At 65.8% G+C, this 16,742-nt stretch carries 14 protein-coding genes, 1 tRNA gene and 1 pseudogene; 13 read left to right on the top strand and 3 right to left on the bottom strand.

Annotated elements, in window-relative coordinates; all coding sequences use genetic code 11:
• Positions 1-113: 113 nt before the first annotated feature.
• The 11 genes and pseudogenes from NP503_RS11610 (at position 114) to NP503_RS11560 (ending at position 11,040) form a co-directional block, all read left to right on the top strand.
• A complete protein-coding gene (locus tag NP503_RS11610) occupies positions 114-806 on the top strand; it encodes a glutathione S-transferase family protein (RefSeq protein ID WP_013528622.1) in 693 nt (230 codons plus the stop codon).
• Positions 787-1,941 (top strand): tRNA epoxyqueuosine(34) reductase QueG, encoded by a 1,155-nt coding sequence (queG, locus tag NP503_RS11605; protein ID WP_127269762.1) that lies wholly within the window; start codon positions 787-789, stop codon positions 1,939-1,941. Before NP503_RS11610 ends, queG begins: the two co-directional genes overlap by 20 nt.
• Complete coding sequence (locus NP503_RS11600) at positions 1,938-2,840, top strand: SDR family oxidoreductase (protein ID WP_127269764.1); 903 nt, start codon at positions 1,938-1,940, stop codon at positions 2,838-2,840. The genes queG and NP503_RS11600 overlap by 4 nt, the downstream gene beginning before the upstream one ends.
• 65 nt (positions 2,841-2,905) lie before the next feature.
• Positions 2,906-3,994 (top strand): penicillin-insensitive murein endopeptidase, encoded by a 1,089-nt coding sequence (mepA, locus tag NP503_RS11595; protein WP_127269766.1) that lies wholly within the window; start codon positions 2,906-2,908, stop codon positions 3,992-3,994.
• A 201-nt stretch (positions 3,995-4,195) separates the two neighbouring features.
• Positions 4,196-5,221, top strand: coding sequence for a glucokinase (locus NP503_RS11590; protein WP_127268267.1), 1,026 nt, complete (start codon positions 4,196-4,198; stop codon positions 5,219-5,221).
• A gap of 137 nt (positions 5,222-5,358) precedes the next feature.
• Positions 5,359-7,218, top strand: coding sequence for an ABC transporter ATP-binding protein (locus NP503_RS11585; protein WP_127268268.1), 1,860 nt, complete (start codon positions 5,359-5,361; stop codon positions 7,216-7,218).
• Positions 7,215-8,036, top strand: coding sequence for a 4-hydroxy-tetrahydrodipicolinate reductase (gene dapB / locus NP503_RS11580; RefSeq protein ID WP_127268269.1), 822 nt, complete (start codon positions 7,215-7,217; stop codon positions 8,034-8,036). The genes NP503_RS11585 and dapB overlap by 4 nt, the downstream gene beginning before the upstream one ends.
• Before the next feature lie 92 nt (positions 8,037-8,128).
• A complete protein-coding gene (locus NP503_RS11575; RefSeq protein WP_127268270.1) occupies positions 8,129-8,749 on the top strand; it encodes a 2,3-bisphosphoglycerate-dependent phosphoglycerate mutase in 621 nt (206 codons plus the stop codon).
• A 73-nt stretch (positions 8,750-8,822) separates the two neighbouring features.
• Positions 8,823-8,907 (top strand) — tRNA-Leu (locus NP503_RS11570).
• A 149-nt stretch (positions 8,908-9,056) separates the two neighbouring features.
• Positions 9,057-10,735 (top strand): annotated as a pseudogene (locus NP503_RS11565) (FAD-dependent oxidoreductase).
• Positions 10,732-11,040, top strand: a complete 309-nt coding sequence (locus tag NP503_RS11560) for a UBP-type zinc finger domain-containing protein (RefSeq protein ID WP_027040253.1) — start codon at positions 10,732-10,734, stop codon at positions 11,038-11,040. The pseudogene NP503_RS11565 and the gene NP503_RS11560 overlap by 4 nt, the downstream one beginning before the upstream one ends.
• A gap of 88 nt (positions 11,041-11,128) precedes the next feature.
• Here the strand turns inward: NP503_RS11560 and NP503_RS11555 are convergent, their stop codons facing one another.
• The 3 genes from NP503_RS11555 to NP503_RS11545 form a co-directional block, all read right to left on the bottom strand.
• Positions 11,129-11,503 carry a YkvA family protein gene (locus tag NP503_RS11555; protein ID WP_127269768.1) on the bottom strand — a complete coding sequence of 125 codons (375 nt, stop codon included), beginning with the start codon at positions 11,501-11,503 and terminating at the stop codon, positions 11,129-11,131.
• Between the two features lie 90 nt (positions 11,504-11,593).
• Positions 11,594-11,773 (bottom strand): hypothetical protein, encoded by a 180-nt coding sequence (locus tag NP503_RS11550; RefSeq protein WP_023814179.1) that lies wholly within the window; start codon positions 11,771-11,773, stop codon positions 11,594-11,596.
• Between the two features lie 128 nt (positions 11,774-11,901).
• Positions 11,902-13,896, bottom strand: coding sequence for a BTAD domain-containing putative transcriptional regulator (locus NP503_RS11545; protein ID WP_127269770.1), 1,995 nt, complete (start codon positions 13,894-13,896; stop codon positions 11,902-11,904).
• Between the two features lie 254 nt (positions 13,897-14,150).
• Between NP503_RS11545 and cysK the strand changes: the two genes are divergently transcribed.
• Both cysK and NP503_RS11535 read left to right on the top strand, forming a co-directional pair.
• Complete coding sequence (gene cysK, locus NP503_RS11540) at positions 14,151-15,239, top strand: cysteine synthase A (protein WP_127268753.1); 1,089 nt, start codon at positions 14,151-14,153, stop codon at positions 15,237-15,239.
• A 13-nt stretch (positions 15,240-15,252) separates the two neighbouring features.
• A complete protein-coding gene (locus tag NP503_RS11535) occupies positions 15,253-16,740 on the top strand; it encodes an aspartate aminotransferase family protein (protein WP_127268752.1) in 1,488 nt (495 codons plus the stop codon).
• Positions 16,741-16,742 lie beyond the last annotated feature (2 nt).

Genomic DNA, 16,742 nt, shown 5'->3' with positions numbered 1-16,742 from the left:
ATGGCGTTGAAGTCCCCCTATAGGTCGCAACACCCTGACGGCCCGCTAACCGGGCGGCCAAGACTTACCGGTGCGCCCTGCGATTCGCCAGTGCGCTTTATCATCGCGGAACCATGCTGACGCTTTTCCACCATCCCATGTTCGCCACCTGTCGCTTCGTCCGCCTCGCATTCGGCGAGTATGGCGAGGAGCTGGCTTTGATCGAGGAAAAGCCGTGGACCCGGCGCAAGGAGTTCCTGGCGCTGAACCCGGCCGGAACGCTGCCGATCCTGCTGGCCGAAGGCGACGTGCCGATCGTCGGCGCGACGGTGATTTCGGAATATCTCGATGAAACGCGCGGCGTGCTGAAGCGCGACAAGCGGCTGTTCGCCGAGGACCCGATGCAGCGCGCCGAAATCCGCCGGCTCATCGACTGGTATCTCAACAAGGCCGAAAGTGAAGTCACCCGCCATCTGGTGCGCGAGCGCGTGCTCAAGCCGGTCATGCCGGAAACGGCTGGCGGCGGCTCGCCCGATTCGGGCGCGATCCGTGCCGCGCGCGCCAACATCCGCCAGCACATGAAATACACCAACTGGCTGGCCGGCACCCGCCATTGGCTGGCCGGTTCGAGGGTCACCTATGCCGATCTCGCGGCCGCGGCGACGCTGTCGGTGCTCGACTATCTCGGCGAGATCGACTGGCGCGAGCACAGCGCTGCACGCGAATGGTACACGCGGGTCAAGTCGCGGCCCTCCTTCCGGCCGCTTTTGACCGACCGGGTGCGCGGCCTGTCACCGGTGTCGCATTATGCGGACCTCGACTTCTGACGCCGCAAAACTGCGCGCGCTGATCGACGCGGAGGCGCAGCGCGCCGGCTTCGATGCCGTTGCCGTCACCTCCCCCGATGCGATCCCGCTGGCGCCGGCGCGCCTGGCCGAATTCGTCGCCGATGGCTTTCATGGGTCGATGGACTGGATCGCCGAGACGCTTCAACGCCGCAGTGAACCAACAGCCCTCTGGCCGCAGGTGCGCTCGATCATCGTGCTGGCGATGAACTATGGCCCCGACCATGATCCGCGCGGGGTGCTGGCCAAGCGCGACTCCGGCGCGATCTCGGTCTATGCGCAAAACCGCGACTATCACGATGTGATGAAGGGGCGGCTGAAGGAGATCGCCGGCAAGATCGTGGCGCGCGCCGGGGGTGATGTGAAGGTATTCGTCGACACTGCGCCGGTGATGGAAAAGCCGCTGGCCGAGGCCGCCGGGCTCGGCTGGCAAGGCAAGCACACCAATCTGGTCAGCCGCGAGCACGGCTCCTGGCTGTTCCTCGGCACCATCTTCACCACCGCCGAACTCGTGCCCGACCGCGCCGAGATCGACCATTGCGGCTCCTGCCGCGCCTGCCTCGACGCGTGCCCGACCGATGCCTTTCCGGCGCCCTACCGGCTCGATGCGCGGCGCTGCATCTCCTATCTCACCATCGAGAACAAGGGGCCGATTCCGCACGAATTCCGCGAAAAGATCGGCAACCGCATCTATGGCTGCGACGATTGTCTTGCCGCCTGCCCGTGGAACAAATTCGCCCGGGCAGCTTCCGAAGCAAAACTCGTCGCGCGCGATGATTTGCGCGAGCCGCCGCTCGCCGACCTTTTGGGTCTCGATGACGCGGCCTTCCGCGCTTTCTTCTCCGGTTCGCCGATAAAACGCATCGGCCGCGACCGGTTCATCCGCAACGTGCTGATCGCCGCCGGCAATTCCGGCGATGCCTCTCTTGCCGACACTGTGCGCGCCTTGCTGGACGATGCCTCGCCGCTGGTCCGGGGCGCGGCAATATGGGCGCTGGCGCGGCTGGTGCCCGATGCCGAATATTCAGAACGGGCAGCCATCGGCCTGAAAACCGAAAGCGACGAAGCCGTGCGCGACGAATGGCGTCTGGCGCGGCCAACCAGGGCGAATGCATGAGCGAAAAGCAGATATTCATCTTCGGCGCCGGCTATTCCGGCGGGGCTTTTGCTCGGGCTAACAAAGGCGCCGCGACGATCTTCGGCACGACACGCTCGCCGGAAAAATTCGAGACGCTACGGCAGGCCGGTGTCGCGCCGCTTCTGTTCGACGGCGCGATGACCGGCGAAATCGGCGATGCATTGGGAAAAACAACGCATCTGCTGATTTCGGTCGCCCCGGAAGAGGCCGGCGATCCTGTGCTGAATGCCGCCCGCGCGGGAATCCTCACTCAAATGCCGGTGCTTGAATGGATCGGCTATCTCTCCACCGTCGGCGTCTACGGCAATTATGACGGCGCATGGGTCGATGAAACGGCGGAATGCCGGCCGGTGTCGAAGCGCTCGGTGATGCGGGTGGCCGCCGAACGAGACTGGCTGGAGCTGGGCCGCGAGATCGGCCGACCGGGGGCGATCCTGCGCCTGTCCGGCATTTACGGCCCCGGCCGCAACGCGCTGGTCAATCTGGAAAACGGCACTGCAAGGCGGCTGGTCAAGCCGGACCAGGTGTTCAACCGCATCCATTGCGACGACATTGCCGGCGCCCTGTGGCAGCTCATCGAAGGCAATACAGGCGGCATCTTCAACGTCACCGACGACCTGCCGGCGCCGCCGCAGGATGTCGTCGCCTATGCCGCTTCGCTAATGGGTATCGAACCGCCGCCCGAAATTCCCTTCGACGCCGCCCAACTTTCGCCCATGGCGCGGTCCTTCTATGGCGAGAACAAGCGTGTCGCCAACGCGGCGATCAAGGCGGCGGGTTATTCCCTGCGGTTTCCAGACTACCGCGCCGCCTTCGATCATATGTGGGCAAGCGGCGATTGGCGTGACGGCGAAGCGCGCAGCCCGATGAAGCGCTGACGATCGAAGCCGCGGGCGCGGCGTGCTATGATTCGGCCTTGGGATTGCGGTGGAGAACCGGGTTCATGAAGACAGCGATGAGGCTATCTCTAGGCAAAACGCCCCTGTTGGCCGCTGCGCTCGGCCTGCTTGCCGTGCTTGGCTCAGCCGTTCAGCCGGCGACCGCCGAGGAGCGGGCAAAAGACCTGTTCGGCGCCAAGAAACTGCCGGCCGCGACCGCGGCGCGGTCGATTGGCTTCTATTCCAAGGGCTGTTTTGCCGGCGGCGTCGCCATTCCCTTGGACGGTCCGACCTGGCAGGTGATGCGGCCGTCGCGCAACCGCCGCTGGGGCCATCCGGCGATGATCGCGGTAGTCGAGAAATTGTCGCGCGACGCAGCGGCCGATGGTTGGCCAGGCCTGCTGATCGGCGACATTTCGCAGCCGCGCGGCGGCCCGATGCTGACAGGACATGCCTCGCACCAGATCGGGCTCGACGCCGACATCTGGCTGACGCCGATGCCCAGCCGCCCGCTGTCGATGGCGCAGCGCGAATCGATGAGCGCCACCTTGATGGTCGATGAGAAGACCCATCTGGTGAAGGACGCGCTGTGGACGCCAGCGCACACAAGGCTTCTGAAGCGGGCGGCGAGCTACGGCCAGGTCGAGCGCATCCTGGTCAATCCGGGCATCAAGAAAAAGCTCTGCGACACCGTCAAGGGCGACCGCTTCTGGCTGCGCAAGGTCAGGCCGTTCTGGGGCCACGACTATCATTTCCACATGCGCATCGGCTGTCAGCCCGGATCGCCCGGCTGCAAGGCGCAGGAGGCGACGCCGGACGATGACGGTTGCGGCAAGCCGCTGGCCTGGTGGTTCACGCAGGAGCCCTGGCGCCCCAACAAGAACCCGGATGCGCCCAAGGCCCGCGACCTGATGACGATGGCGAACCTGCCGGGCGAATGCCGCGCGGTGCTCGACGCGCCGGGGCCGGACTCGGCCGAGGCGGCGACCTACCATGGCGGCGGCGTGCCGGTCGCGGCCGCCGCGCCCGAACCCGAAACGCCGTCATTGCCCGCCACCCCGGCCGCCGCCGGCTTGCCAAGCACGGTGAACGCCTTCACGGCGACGCCCGAGATCGGCGTGCCGCTGCCGCGACCGCGGCCGCCTGGAAACTGACGATCACGGCTTATAGCTTACAGCCTTATAGGCAGGCTCAATCGGTTCAGCGCCTCATTTTTGCGAAACCGTGGCGGTTTGGCCGCAGAGCCGGCCTCAGCGCGCCGCCGGGATCGAAAACCGTTTCCCTTTTCAAACCCATGCGCTAGTCAACGGAAGAACGGCCAGATGCCGTCGGGGGCGCCGGAGACGGACGAGAGCATGCCACGCACAGGCGACGACGACACTTTGCTGCGGTTTCCGATCCTGATCGGCGACATCGGCGGCACCAATGCGCGCTTTTCGATCGTGCTCGACGCCAATTCCGAGGCAGGCGAGCCGACCATCGTCCAGACGGCGAACTACAACACCATCGACGAGGCGATCCAGGCGGCCGTGCTCGACCGCTCGTCGGTGCGTCCCAAATCGGCGGTGCTGGCGGTGGCTGGCCCGGTCGACGGCGACGAGATCGAGCTGACCAACTGCCCCTGGATCGTCAAGCCGAGGAAAATGTTCGCCAGCCTCGGCCTGAGCGACATCGTCGTGCTCAACGATTTCGAGGCGCAGGCGCTGGCCGTCGTTGCGCTCGGCGAGGAGCACATGGAAAAGATCGGCGGCGGCACGCCGGAGCCCAATGCCGGGCGCGTCGTGCTCGGCCCCGGAACCGGGCTCGGCGTCGCCGGGCTGGTCCATGCGCTGCACCATTGGATACCGGTGCCCGGCGAGGGCGGCCATATGGACATCGGCCCGCGCACACCGCGCGATTTCGAGGTTTTTCCGCATATCGAGAAGCTCGAAGGCCGCGTTTCGGGCGAGCAGATCCTGTGCGGACGCGGTCTGGTCAATGTCTACAGGGCGGTGGCCAAGGCGGACGGCAAGCCGTCGCCCTTCACCACGCCGGCCGAGATCACTGCCGCGGCACTTGCGAAAACCGATCCGGTTGCAGTGGAAGCGCTGGAGATTTTCGTCACCTGCCTTGGGCGCACCGCAGGCGACCTTGCTCTGGTGTTCATGAGCCGCGGCGGCGTGTTCCTCACCGGTGGCATCGCGCAGAAGATCGTGCCGGCGCTGAAAGCCGGCAATTTCCGCGCCGCTTTCGAGGACAAGGCGCCGCACAGCGCGATGATGCGCACCATGCCGGTCTACGTCATCACCCACCCGCTGGCCGCACTTCTGGGCCTTGCCGCCTATGCCAGGAACCCCTTGCTGTTCGGTGTCCAGACGGAGGGCCGGCGCTGGCAGGCCTGAAAGCCAGCGAAGCGCTCGCGCCCCGCGACGAAGTTAATCAGGTGCGGGCATAGGCAATCAGGCCGCAGGGCGTTAAGAGGGGTGCCGAATTTGCAGCCCCGGTCCCACGAGGCGGAAAACCACAAAGCGCTCCCGATTTGACACTTGAAGCTCCAAACAAACAAAAAGCCCGGCCCGGCGAGGTCACAGCGGTGCTCCGCCGCATCCTCGCTGAAAACGGCAAAGAGTATCGCTGGACCTATGTCGTCGCCGTCTCTTGCCTGCTGATCGTTTCCGGCACCACCGCCTTCACGGCGTGGATCATGGCCCCGATGATCAACCAGATCTTCTACGAACGACGCGGCGATATGCTCTGGTTGATCTGCGCCGGTTTCATGGGGGCCTCCCTGCTGCGCGGCTTCGCCGGTTACGGCCAAGCAGTCGCGTTGGCCAGTATCGGCAACAATCTGGTCGCGCGCTACCAGAAGCGTAGCTTCGACCATCTGATGAAGCTCGGCGTCAACTTCTTCAACGATACGCGTTCCGGTCGGCTGGCGGCACAGGTCAGCGAGAATGTCGGCGGCGTTCGCGATCTGCTGTCGCTGACACTGACCTCCATCAGCCGCGACGCGGTCACGCTGGTCGCTCTCGTCGGCGTGATGATCTATCAGGATCCGGTGTTGTCGCTCAGCTCGCTGCTGATCGGCCCTCCACTGATCTGGGCCGTCGTCTATATCACCCGCCGACTGCGGCGTATCAACCGGGAATCCGTCCTGATCAATTCGCGGCTGAACGGGTCCGTGCAGGAAGCCACGCAAGGCATCGCCATCGTCAAGGCCTTCACCTTGGAGGCCGAGCTGGCGCGCCGCATCGGCATCATGGCGGACACGGCCGAGCAGCGTAACAACAAGATCGCCCGCGTCTCGGAGCGGCTGTCGCCGATTTCCGAGATTCTGGGCGGTCTCGCCATCACCTCCGTACTTGCCTATTCCGGCTACCGGGCGTTGTATCTTGGGCAGCCGCCGGGCGCGGTTTTCTCCTTCATCACCGCGCTGATCATGGCTTACGATCCGGCAAGACGCCTGGCGCGCACACAGGTGGGCATGGAACGTGCCCTGGTCAACGCGCGCATGATCTACGAGTTGCTCGACCTGGAGCCGAAACAGGGCGACGCACCCGATGCCGTCGAGGCGAGGATCACCACCGGCGAGGTGCGTTTCGACAATGTGACGTTCGGCTACAGCGCCGACATGCCGGTGCTTAGGGACCTGAGCTTTACCGCCGCGGCCGGCAAGGTGACGGCGATCGTCGGTGCGTCGGGCGCCGGCAAATCGACGCTGGTGGCCCTCTTGCAGCGCTTCTACGACGTCGACCGGGGCAGCATCGAGGTCGATGGCCAGGACATCTCGAAGGTAACCAAGCATTCGCTGCGGCAGTCGATCGCCTATGTGGCGCAGGCGCCCTATCTGTTCGAAGGCACGATCCGCGACAACATCCGCTACGGCCGTCTGTCGGCCACGGACGCCGAGATCGAGCAGGCGGCGAAACAGGCGGCAGCCGACGAGTTCATCCGCCAGCAGCCGCAAGGTTACGACACGCCGGTCGGCGAAGGCGGCTCGACCCTTTCCGGCGGCCAGCGCCAGCGCGTCTCGATCGCCCGCGCCATCGTGCGCCAGGCACCGATCCTGCTGCTCGACGAGGCGACATCGGCGCTCGACAACGAGGCGGAGGCGCGCGTCCAGGAAGCGCTGACCCAAGTCATGCAAGGCCGCACCACCATCGTCATAGCGCATCGGCTGTCGACGGTGGTCAATGCCGACCACATCATCGTGCTGGAAGAGGGACGGTTGGTCGAGGAAGGCACCCATGCGACGCTGATGGCCGACCCGGACAGCATCTATTCCCGCTTCCACCGCATCCAGGGCAAGAAGGGACTGGGGCTTGTCGAGGACCGCGAGCCGATCCAAACTCCGGTCCGGGCCACGCGTGCGAAGAAGACTGCTGTGAGGAGCACATGAGCGAAGCAGGCGATATGGGCCTGGTGGTGGTGGGCGCTGCCGGCCGCATGGGCCAGACGCTGATCCGCGCCATCCACACCATCCCCGGCGCGCGGGTCATCGGCGCGGTCGAGCGGGCGGGTTCGCCCTATCTGGGCAAGGACGCAGGCGAACTGGCGGGCATCGGTATCATCAACGTGCCGATCGGCGACGATCCGCTGCCGGTCTTCGCCAAGGCAGACGGCGTGCTCGACTTCACCACGCCTGCTTCGACGGTCGAATTCGCGGGCTATGCGGCGCAGGCGCGCATCGTTCACGTCATCGGCACGACCGGGTGCACGGCCGACGACAATGCGAAAATCGCGGCGGCGGCGCGCCATGCGACGATCGTCAAGTCGGGCAATATGAGCCTCGGCGTCAATCTGCTGGCGGTGCTGGTCGAGCAGGCGGCACGCGCGCTCGATGCCGACGATTTCGACATCGAGATCCTCGAAATGCACCATAAGCACAAGGTCGACGCGCCATCGGGCACAGCGCTGCTGCTGGGCGAAGCCGCCGCCGCCGGGCGTGGTATCGAGCTTTCAGGCAATGAGGTACGCGTCCGCGACGGCCACACCGGCGTGCGCAAGACAGGCTCGATCGGCTTTGCCACCCTGCGCGGCGGCTCTGTCGTCGGCGACCACAGCGTGATGCTGGCCGGCACCGGCGAGCGCATCACGCTTGCCCACCATGCCGAGGACCGCGCCATCTTCGCTCGGGGCGCCGTCAAGGCGGCGCTTTGGGCGCGCGGCAAGAAGCCGGGACTGTATTCGATGCGGGACGTGCTCGGCCTCAGCTGAGCCGGCCTGATCCATAAACCTCTTTGTCTAACGCAATTCCGGGCGGAAAACCGCGTCACACTTTTCCTGGAATTGCTCTTGAAGGAGCAAACATGTCGAGAACCCTCGTGCTCGTACGCCACGGCCAGAGCGAATGGAATTTGAAGAACCTGTTCACCGGCTGGCGCGATGTCGACCTGACCGAACAGGGCCACGCCGAGGCCAAGGCCGCCGGCCAGAAGCTCAAGGCGCGCGGCCTGAAATTCGACATCGCCTTCACCTCGGCGCTGATCCGGGCGCAAAAAACCTGCCAGCACATTCTCGACGCGGTCGGCCAGAGCGACCTGAAGACCATCCGCGACCAGGCACTCAACGAGCGCGACTATGGCGACCTTTCCGGCCTCAACAAGGACGACGCCCGCAAGAAATGGGGCGAGGAGCAGGTGCATGTCTGGCGCCGCTCCTACGACGTGCCGCCGCCCGCCGGCGAAAGCCTGAAGGACACCGGCGCCCGCGTCTGGCCCTACTATCTGCACGATTTGCAGCCGCACGTGCTGCGCGGCGGCACGGTGCTGGTCGCCGCGCACGGCAACTCGCTGCGCGCGCTGATCATGGCGCTGGACGGCAAGTCGGGCGAGGAGATCGTCAAGCTGGAACTCGGCACCGGCGTGCCGGTCATCTACCAGCTCAACGCCGATTCCACCGTCGCTTCGAAGGAAGTGCTGGACGACTGAGCCGGCGAACGGAGCACCTGCGAAAAAAGCGCGTTGACAGCAATCGCTTGCCCGCTTACATGAGCCCGCACCAGCCCAGATGGCGGAATTGGTAGACGCGCACGGTTCAGGTCCGTGTTCCGCAAGGAGTGGAGGTTCGAGTCCTCTTCTGGGCACCAAATTCCCGTTTCGAACCATTCGCCGGTTCAGAAACTTAGAGAAAAAGCCCGGCTCGTCCGGGCTTTTTCTTTGCCGCCAACCTCCCCTTCCGGCCAGTCCCCTCACAAACCGCTTCAAACTCCGCGCCCGCTTCGCTACGCTCAAAACCATGGCTCAATCCACCACCCAGATATTCGGTGCCCGCCGCGACCAGGCGTTCCCCACGCTGGCCGAGGTGGACATCGACCGCATGCGCCGGTTCGGCGAGGCCAGCGCCTATGCCGCCGGCGAGCACATCATCGAAGCAGGCGATGTGGCGCCCGGTCTGATCGTCGTGCTGTCGGGCAGCGTGGACATCACCCAGGACGGCGGGCTCGGCCGGCGCGAGACGATCGTCACCCATGGCCCCGGCAGCTTTGTCGGCGAGCTGGCGCAGCTTTCGGCCCGTCCCTCGCTGGTCAATGCGCAGGCCGCCGAACCGGTGGAGGCGTTCGTCATCGCCTCGCAGCGGCTGCGCGACCTGATGGTGCAGGAGGCCAATCTCGGCGAGCGCATCATGCGGGCGCTGATCCTGCGCCGCGTCGGGCTTTTGGAGAGCGCTACCAGCGGGCCGATCATCATCGGACCCCAGGACAATGCCGACGTGTTGCGCCTGCAGGGCTTCCTCGCCCGCAGCGGCCAGCCGCATCGCGTGCTCGATTCCGGCAGCGATCCCTGCGCCAAAACCCTGGTAGAACGCTTCGAGGTCGATCCTCACCACCTGCCGATCGTGCTCTGTCCAAACGGCAGGCTGCTGATGAACCCCGGCGAAAAGGACCTCGCCCGCTGCATCGGCCTGCTGCGGCCGATCGATGCCGATACGGTCTATGACGTGGCCATCGTCGGCGCCGGCCCGGCAGGGCTGGCGGCGGCGGTCTATGCGGCCTCCGAAGGCCTATCGACGATCGTGCTCGACTGCCGCGCCTTCGGCGGACAGGCCGGTGCATCCTCGCGCATCGAGAACTATCTTGGTTTCCCCACAGGCATTACCGGCATGGCGCTGATGGCGCGCGCTTACAACCAGGCGCAGAAATTCGGCGTCGAAATGGTCATCCCGGACGAGGCGAAGCTTTTGAGCGCCGCCTCCGACGCGTCAGGCGCCCGCTATCTGCTCGATGTCGGTGATGGCGAGACGTGCGCACGCGCAGCGTGGTGATCGCCAGCGGCGCGCGCTATCGCCGCCTCGACATCGCCAATCTGGCGCGGTTCGAGGGAACGTGCGTGCATTACTGGGCGTCGCCCATTGAAGGGCGGCTTTGCGCGGACCAGGAAGTGGCGCTGGTCGGCGCCGGCAATTCGGCCGGGCAGGCGGCTGTCTACTTGGCCAGTCATGCGCGCAAAGTGGCGCTGCTGGCGCGCGGTGGCAGCCTCGATGCCAGCATGTCGCGCTACCTGGTCGAACGCATCAAGGCGCAGCCGAACATCGAGGTGCTGACCGGGACCGAAATCGAGGCGCTGGACGGCGAAGAGGGCAATCTTGGCACGGTGCGATGGCGCAACCGCGCCAGCGGCGCGGAAACGACGCGCCCGATCCGCCATCTCTTTCTCTTCATCGGCGCCGACCCGAACACCGATTGGCTGGCGAATTGCGGTGTGGCGCTGGACGCCAGGGGGTTCGTGCGCACCGGATCGGAGCTGGGATCGGCGCAGATGGAGACCAGCCGCAGCGGCGTGTTCGCCATCGGCGACGTCCGCGCCGGTTCGGTCAAACGCGTCGCGGCGGCTGTCGGCGAAGGCGCCCAGGTGGTCGCGGCATTGCATGCATATCTCGCGCGCGCGGACGCACCTCAAACAGCAGGGAGACCATGATGGATGAATGCAGGCATACGCGCGACATCAGGAAGGTGACGCCGAGCGCGCTCGGCTGCGAGGAGTGCCTGAAGAGCGGGTCGCAATGGGTGCATTTGCGGCTCTGCCGCACCTGCGGCCATGTCGGCTGCTGCGACGACTCGCCCAACCGCCACGCCACCAGGCATTTTCACGCCACCAAGCATCCGATCATCGAGGGCTACGATCCGCCGGAAGGCTGGGCATGGTGCTATGTCGACGAGGTGTTTGTCGACCTCGGCGACGACGTGACCCCGCAGAACGGCCCGATCCCGCGCTTTGTTTGAGCGGCGCCGCATGGCGACGGAATCCCGGGAAAAGCGCGATCCGTCCGGGCTTCATTGGCGGCGGTTTCCCTGCTGAACGGCCTGGCAGTCAGTCAGCGAAATACAGATATCCCAGCCACCCGGCCAGCACGATCGAGGCAGTCCAGATACAAACAATGATCACCGCCGCGTAGCGGCTCACCGGCCTGTCGGCGGCCAGCGCGGCGGTCTTTCTGTGTTCCGCCATCACCTCGGGCGGTATCATCCTGACCACGGCAAGGACGCCCAAAGGGACAAGGATGACGTCGTCGAGATAGCCGATCACCGGAATGAAATCGGGGATCAGGTCGATTGGCGACAAGGCATAGCTTGCAACACACACGGCAAGCGCCTTGGCGTACCAGGGCGTTCGGGGATCGCGAGCGGCGAGGTAGAGCGCATGCACATCGCGCTTGATCGTTCGGGCCCACTCATTCAGTGCCATCGGATGATTTTAGCGCCAAATGAAAACCGCCGATAGCGCACGCCAGGCGCCCGCCTCCGACAGCATCTCGAAGAGCCGATGACCGCCGGTCTACCGCACGGAGCCGGTGACGGTCGGGTCGATCATGCTGGGAACGGATTTGCGTTCGTTGCCGGCAAGCGCCGCTATGATCAGCAGGCTGGCAACCACCGGGACAAACAGGATGGCAACGCGAGCTTGCACGTAGAATATGGCGCGCCATTCATTGCGCTTGTCGGGGCTGTTGCTCATCATACTCACTTTGTCGTCCCCCACGCGGTGACATAGCCGCAAACAGTTAAACAACTCCTTCCGACTTCGTTAACCCGGCGGAATTGAGGCGAAATTCCCAGGCGATCCCAGAGATGGCGAGCCAGGCTTCAGTTCAGCCCGATAAGCCTGGCGCCCTGCCGGAACAGCGCCACGGCGTCCGGCTCGAAGCGGAAGGTGCCGATGAAATCGTCGGCGCAATAGTCCGGCCTTGTCTTGCGAATGGCGGCGGCGAAGCCGCGCGCCTCGTCGAGCCGTCCGGCCAGCGCCAGGCAGTGCGCGGCGATCGCCAGTATGATGGCGTGGGCGTTGGGCCGCGCCGCCGCCTTCAGCGCCCATTCGGCCGCTTCCTCGAACTGGCCGAGCCGGACATGCGCCATGGCGCGTGCGCCCAGCATGCCGAACAGCAGCGGGTCGAACGGGCTGAGATGGCGCGAATGATCCGAAGAGCCTATCGCCGCTCGCGGGTCGCCCGACTGCGAATGCACGAAGGACAGCGCGTAGTGGCCAAGCGCGAAGTTGGGGCTGAGATCGACAGCCCGCTCGAGTTCGAGCAGCGAGCCGTCCTGCTCGCCGCGCAGCCACAGCGCCCGGCCCATCGCCCAATGCGCGGCCGGATTGTGGTCGTCGACCAGCAGGCTGTGTCCGGCGCTCTCGAAGGCCAGCGCGCTTTCGCGGTCGCGGTCGCCCCAGCGCTGGAAGGCGTTCTGCCAGTGGGTGAAGGACAGGCCGGCATAGGCGCGGGCAAAGGTCGGGTCGAGCTGCAAGGCCTGGGCAAAGAAATGCCGCGCCTGTTCGTTTTCCGCCTGGGTGAAGCGGTACATGTGCCAGAGGCCGCGATGGTAGGCTTCCCAGGCGTTGAGCGAGTTGGGCGCCTTCAGCATGGCGCGGTTGCGCTCGACGGTTTCGATCTCGGCCGAGATCGAGGAGACGATACTGTTGCCGATGTCGTCGAGCACGGAAAAGATGTCATCGGGCCTGCGCTCGAAGGTCTCGGCCCAGACGATCCTGGCGCTGCGCACCTCGATTAGTTCGACGCCGACGATGAGGCGGCCAGACGGGCTGCGCACCGTGCCGGTGGCGACATAGTCGACATTCAGCCGGCGGCCGGCATCCTCGGGCGCGATGTTCTGCTCTGCCAGCGCAAACACCGATCCGCGCGCGATGACGAAGAAATCCCTGAGCTTGGCCAGGCGGGTGATGATGTCGTGGGTGAAACCGTCGGCCAATCCGCCGCGCGTGCCGCCGCTCTCCTCGACAAACGGCATCACCGCCAGCGAAGCGTGGCTGGGCTCGACCGGGCCGGGTGCGGCGGGCATGGTGGCCACCAGTGGCGATAGCGTGGACAGGCAGGCCGCCTGTGTCCGTAGCGAGGCCCCGGGCCGTTGTTCACGGATCGCCTGCCAGGCCGCGCGAAGCGGTGCGAAATCAAGCTCCTCCGACCGGAACAATCGCTCCGCCGAAGCCAGGTGCTGCTCTGCCGCGGCGACCTCGCCGCGCCCGGCCAGATTGGACAGCAGTGCTGCATGCGCACGCGTGTCGAACGGCGCCAGTTCCACCCATGTGTCGAGATGGGCGATCGCCTCGTCACTATGCGCCGGCAGGCTCGCGACAAGCCGTTCCAGCACGGCGGCATGGCAAGCGCTGAAGCGGCGGCGCTGCGCGATCAGCCAGCTGTTGAAATGCGGGCTGCGCTCGAGCTCCAGCCCGTCGAGGAAATCGCCGGCAAACAGTTTGGCCAGCGCCCGCAAGCGGCCGACATCAAGCGTGCCGATCCCTTGCGCGGCGGCGCGGCTGACCTCCAGCGCATCGACCAGGCAATCGCTCAGATCGAGTGCTACCGTGTCGCCCTGTGTCACGACCCGGTGTCGGCCCGGCGCGTCGAGTGCGCCGCGCAGCTTGCTCAGGCACCAGCGCAGCTCGCCCCTTGGATCGTTCGGCACGTCCCACAGCAGCTCGCACAGACGGCTGCGGCTGACAGGATGCGGCGCCAGCGCCAGATAGGCCAACAGAGCGCGCAGCTTGCGTGACGACGGCAACGTAACCGGCACGTCATTGCGGGAGATCGCCAGCGGTCCGAGCAGGCGCACGGAAAGGACCGGCATGTCGCCGTCCGGCCTCGATCGGCTGGATTCCACGTGCGTTTCCACGCCTGCTCCCACGCTGGCCTGTCGGCCTCTCCTGTATCACCAAACACGACACGGCGCATCCGGCAGCGGATTTCAGCGCCGGATGCAGCCATTGCCGCTGTGCGGCATGTCAGTCCTAGCGCGGCAAGGTCACCAAACCTCGTCGCCCAACCCGCCGGTTTGTAACCGGCCCGTGAAGACAAAACGCGATGACAATCAAGGAGACCAAGATGTTGCAGCAGCAGAAGATCAGAACCACGGCCGGGCGCGGCCGCTTGTTCGACAGCATTCTCGACACCGTCGGCGACACGCCGGTGGTGCGCATCAACAATCTCGGACCGGCCCACGCGACGATCTACGTCAAGGCCGAGTACTTCAATCCCGGTGCTTCGGTGAAGGACCGGCTGGCGCTCAACATCATCGAGGAGGGCGAGCGCAGCGGTGCGCTGAAGCCGGGCCAGACAGTTGTCGAGGCGACCAGCGGCAACACCGGCATTGGCCTCGCCATGGTCTGCGCGCAGAAGGGCTATCCGCTGGTCGTCACCATGGCCGACAGTTTTTCGGTCGAGCGCCGCAAGCTGATGCGCATGCTGGGCGCCAAGGTGGTGCTGACGCCGCGCGCCGAAAAAGGTTTCGGCATGTACAAGAAGGCGGTGGAACTGGCCGAGGCCAATGGCTGGTTCCTCGCCCGCCAGTTCGAGACGGCCGCCAATGCCGCCATCCACGAGGCGACGACGGCGCGCGAGATCGTCAATGATTTCGCCGGCTCGCGGCTAGATTGCTTCGTCACCGGCTATGGCACCGGCGGCACGGTGGTAGGCGTGGCGCGCGTGCTGCGCCGCGAGCGCCCGGAAACCCGCATCGTGCTCTCCGAGCCGGCCAACGCGCAGCTCATCGGCAGCGGCAAGGTCCAGCAGCGCGGCGCCGATGGTGCCCCCGCCGCCAGCCATCCGGCCTTCGAGCCGCACCCGATCCAGGGCTGGACGCCGGACTTCATCCCCAACGTGCTGCAGGAGGCGATCGACACTAGCCTCTATGACGAGGTGATGCCGATCGCCGGGCCCGAGGGCATCAAATGGGCCAGGGAACTGGCGCGGAAAGAGGGCATCTTCACCGGCATTTCCGGCGGCGCCACCTTCGCCGTGGCACGGCAGGTCGCGGAGAAGGCGCCGGCCGGCGCGGTGATCCTGTGCATGCTGCCCGACACCGGCGAGCGCTACATGTCGACGCCGCTGTTCGATGGCATCGAGGCCGAGATGGATGCCGAGGAGGCCGCCCTGTCGCGCTCGACGCCCGGCTGCCAGTTCCCGGCGACTTGACGGGAGATCTGGTATGGACGCCATGCAAGAAAACCTCGGCCTGGTGGCCGAGGAAACGCTCGATCCCCTAGACTGGGCCGATGTGCAGGCCCTGTCGCACCGCGTCATCGACGATGCGGTCGATTATCTCCGCGATGTGCGCGACCGCCCGGTCTGGCGGGAGATGCCGGCCGATGTGAGAGAGGCCTTCTCGGCGCCGCTGCCGCGCTCGCCGGCGCCGCTTGCCGCCGTCTATGGCGAGGTCTCGCGCACGGTGATGTCCTATCCGATGGGCAACATCCATCCGCGCTTCTGGTCCTGGTACATGGGGTCGAGCAACTTCACGGGGGCGCTTGGCGATTTCCTGGCGGCCATCCAGGGCTCCAACCTCGGCGGCGGCAACCACGCGGCCGGGCTGATGGACAGCCAGGTGGTGAACTGGTGCAAGCAGATGCTGGGCTTTCCGGCTTCTGCCGGCGGCACGCTGGTCAGCGGCGGCTCGATGGCCAACATCATAGGGCTGACCGTGGCGCGCAACGTCAAGGCCGGCATCGACGTGCGCGAGCATGGCGTTGCTGCCATCGAGAAGCCGCTGCGCTTCTACGGCTCGGAGCAGATACACTCGTGCCACCGCAAGGCGATGGAGGCACTCGGCCTCGGCAACCGGGCACTGCGCCGCATCCCGACCGATAGCGGGCTGCGCATCGATATCGCTGCCTTGCGTGCGGCGATCACTGAGGACCGCGCAGCAGGGTTCAAGCCGGCCTGCGTCATCGGTACGGCCGGCACCGTCAACACCGGGGCGATCGACGATTTGCAGGCGCTTGCGAAGCTGGCACATGAGGAAGGCCTCTGGTTCCATGTCGACGGCTGCATCGGCGCGCTGATCGCCATTGCGCCTGAAAACGCGCATCGCGTCGCCGGCATCGAACGGGCGGATTCGGTCGCGCTCGATCCCCACAAATGGCTGCACGCCCCATTTGAGGTCGGCTGCGCCCTGGTCAGGGATGCCGCGGCGCATCGCCGGACCTTCGCGGTGACGCCGGAGTATCTCGAATCGACGCCGCGCGGCCTTGCTTCCGGCGAATGGCTGCATGATTACGGCCTGCAGACGTCGCGCGGTTTTCGCGCGCTGAAGGTGTGGATGGCGCTGAAGGAGCACGGCGTCGAGAAATTCGGCCGCCTGATCGACCAGAACATTGCCCAGGCCGTCTATCTTGCCGGCTTGATCGAGGCCGCGCCACAGTTGCAACTGGCGGCATCGCCGACCGTCAACATCGTCTGCTTCCGCTATCAGCCCGGTCTGACAGGCGAGGCTCTGAAGGCGCTCAACACGGAGATCATGCTGCGGCTGCAGGAACAGGGCATTGCGGCCCTTTCGGACACCACGGTGCATGGCGAGCACTGGTTGCGCGTGGCGATCACCAATCATCGCACACGGCGCGAGGATCTCGACCTTCTGGTGCATGAAACGGTGCGGCTGGGGCAAGACATCGCAACGCAGGGTTCCGCGCCTTCCTAGTT

It is taken from the genome of Mesorhizobium sp. SEMIA396 (assembly GCF_024518615.1).
Taxonomy (GTDB): domain Bacteria; phylum Pseudomonadota; class Alphaproteobacteria; order Rhizobiales; family Rhizobiaceae; genus Mesorhizobium.
Note: the sequence above shows the minus strand (reverse complement) of the source record. Positions and strands in the feature narration are given on the sequence as shown.

Excerpts from the sequence above, each read along its gene's own strand:
- NP503_RS11555 (WP_127269768.1), bottom strand. The coding sequence starts at position 11,503 with ATGGCACTGAATGAGTGGGCCCGAACGATCAAGCGCGATGTGCATGCG.
- NP503_RS11545 (WP_127269770.1), bottom strand. The coding sequence starts at position 13,896 with ATGCCGGTCCTTTCCGTGCGCCTGCTCGGACCGCTGGCGATCTCCCGC.
- mepA (WP_127269766.1), top strand. The coding sequence starts at position 2,906 with ATGAAGACAGCGATGAGGCTATCTCTAGGCAAAACGCCCCTGTTGGCC.
- dapB (WP_127268269.1), top strand. The coding sequence starts at position 7,215 with ATGAGCGAAGCAGGCGATATGGGCCTGGTGGTGGTGGGCGCTGCCGGC.
- cysK (WP_127268753.1), top strand. The coding sequence starts at position 14,151 with ATGTTGCAGCAGCAGAAGATCAGAACCACGGCCGGGCGCGGCCGCTTG.
- queG (WP_127269762.1), top strand. The coding sequence starts at position 787 with ATGCGGACCTCGACTTCTGACGCCGCAAAACTGCGCGCGCTGATCGAC.
- NP503_RS11550 (WP_023814179.1), bottom strand. The coding sequence starts at position 11,773 with ATGAGCAACAGCCCCGACAAGCGCAATGAATGGCGCGCCATATTCTAC.
- NP503_RS11610 (WP_013528622.1), top strand. The coding sequence starts at position 114 with ATGCTGACGCTTTTCCACCATCCCATGTTCGCCACCTGTCGCTTCGTC.
- NP503_RS11535 (WP_127268752.1), top strand. The coding sequence starts at position 15,253 with ATGGACGCCATGCAAGAAAACCTCGGCCTGGTGGCCGAGGAAACGCTC.
- NP503_RS11560 (WP_027040253.1), top strand. The coding sequence starts at position 10,732 with ATGATGGATGAATGCAGGCATACGCGCGACATCAGGAAGGTGACGCCG.
- NP503_RS11600 (WP_127269764.1), top strand. The coding sequence starts at position 1,938 with ATGAGCGAAAAGCAGATATTCATCTTCGGCGCCGGCTATTCCGGCGGG.
- NP503_RS11590 (WP_127268267.1), top strand. The coding sequence starts at position 4,196 with ATGCCACGCACAGGCGACGACGACACTTTGCTGCGGTTTCCGATCCTG.
- NP503_RS11575 (WP_127268270.1), top strand. The coding sequence starts at position 8,129 with ATGTCGAGAACCCTCGTGCTCGTACGCCACGGCCAGAGCGAATGGAAT.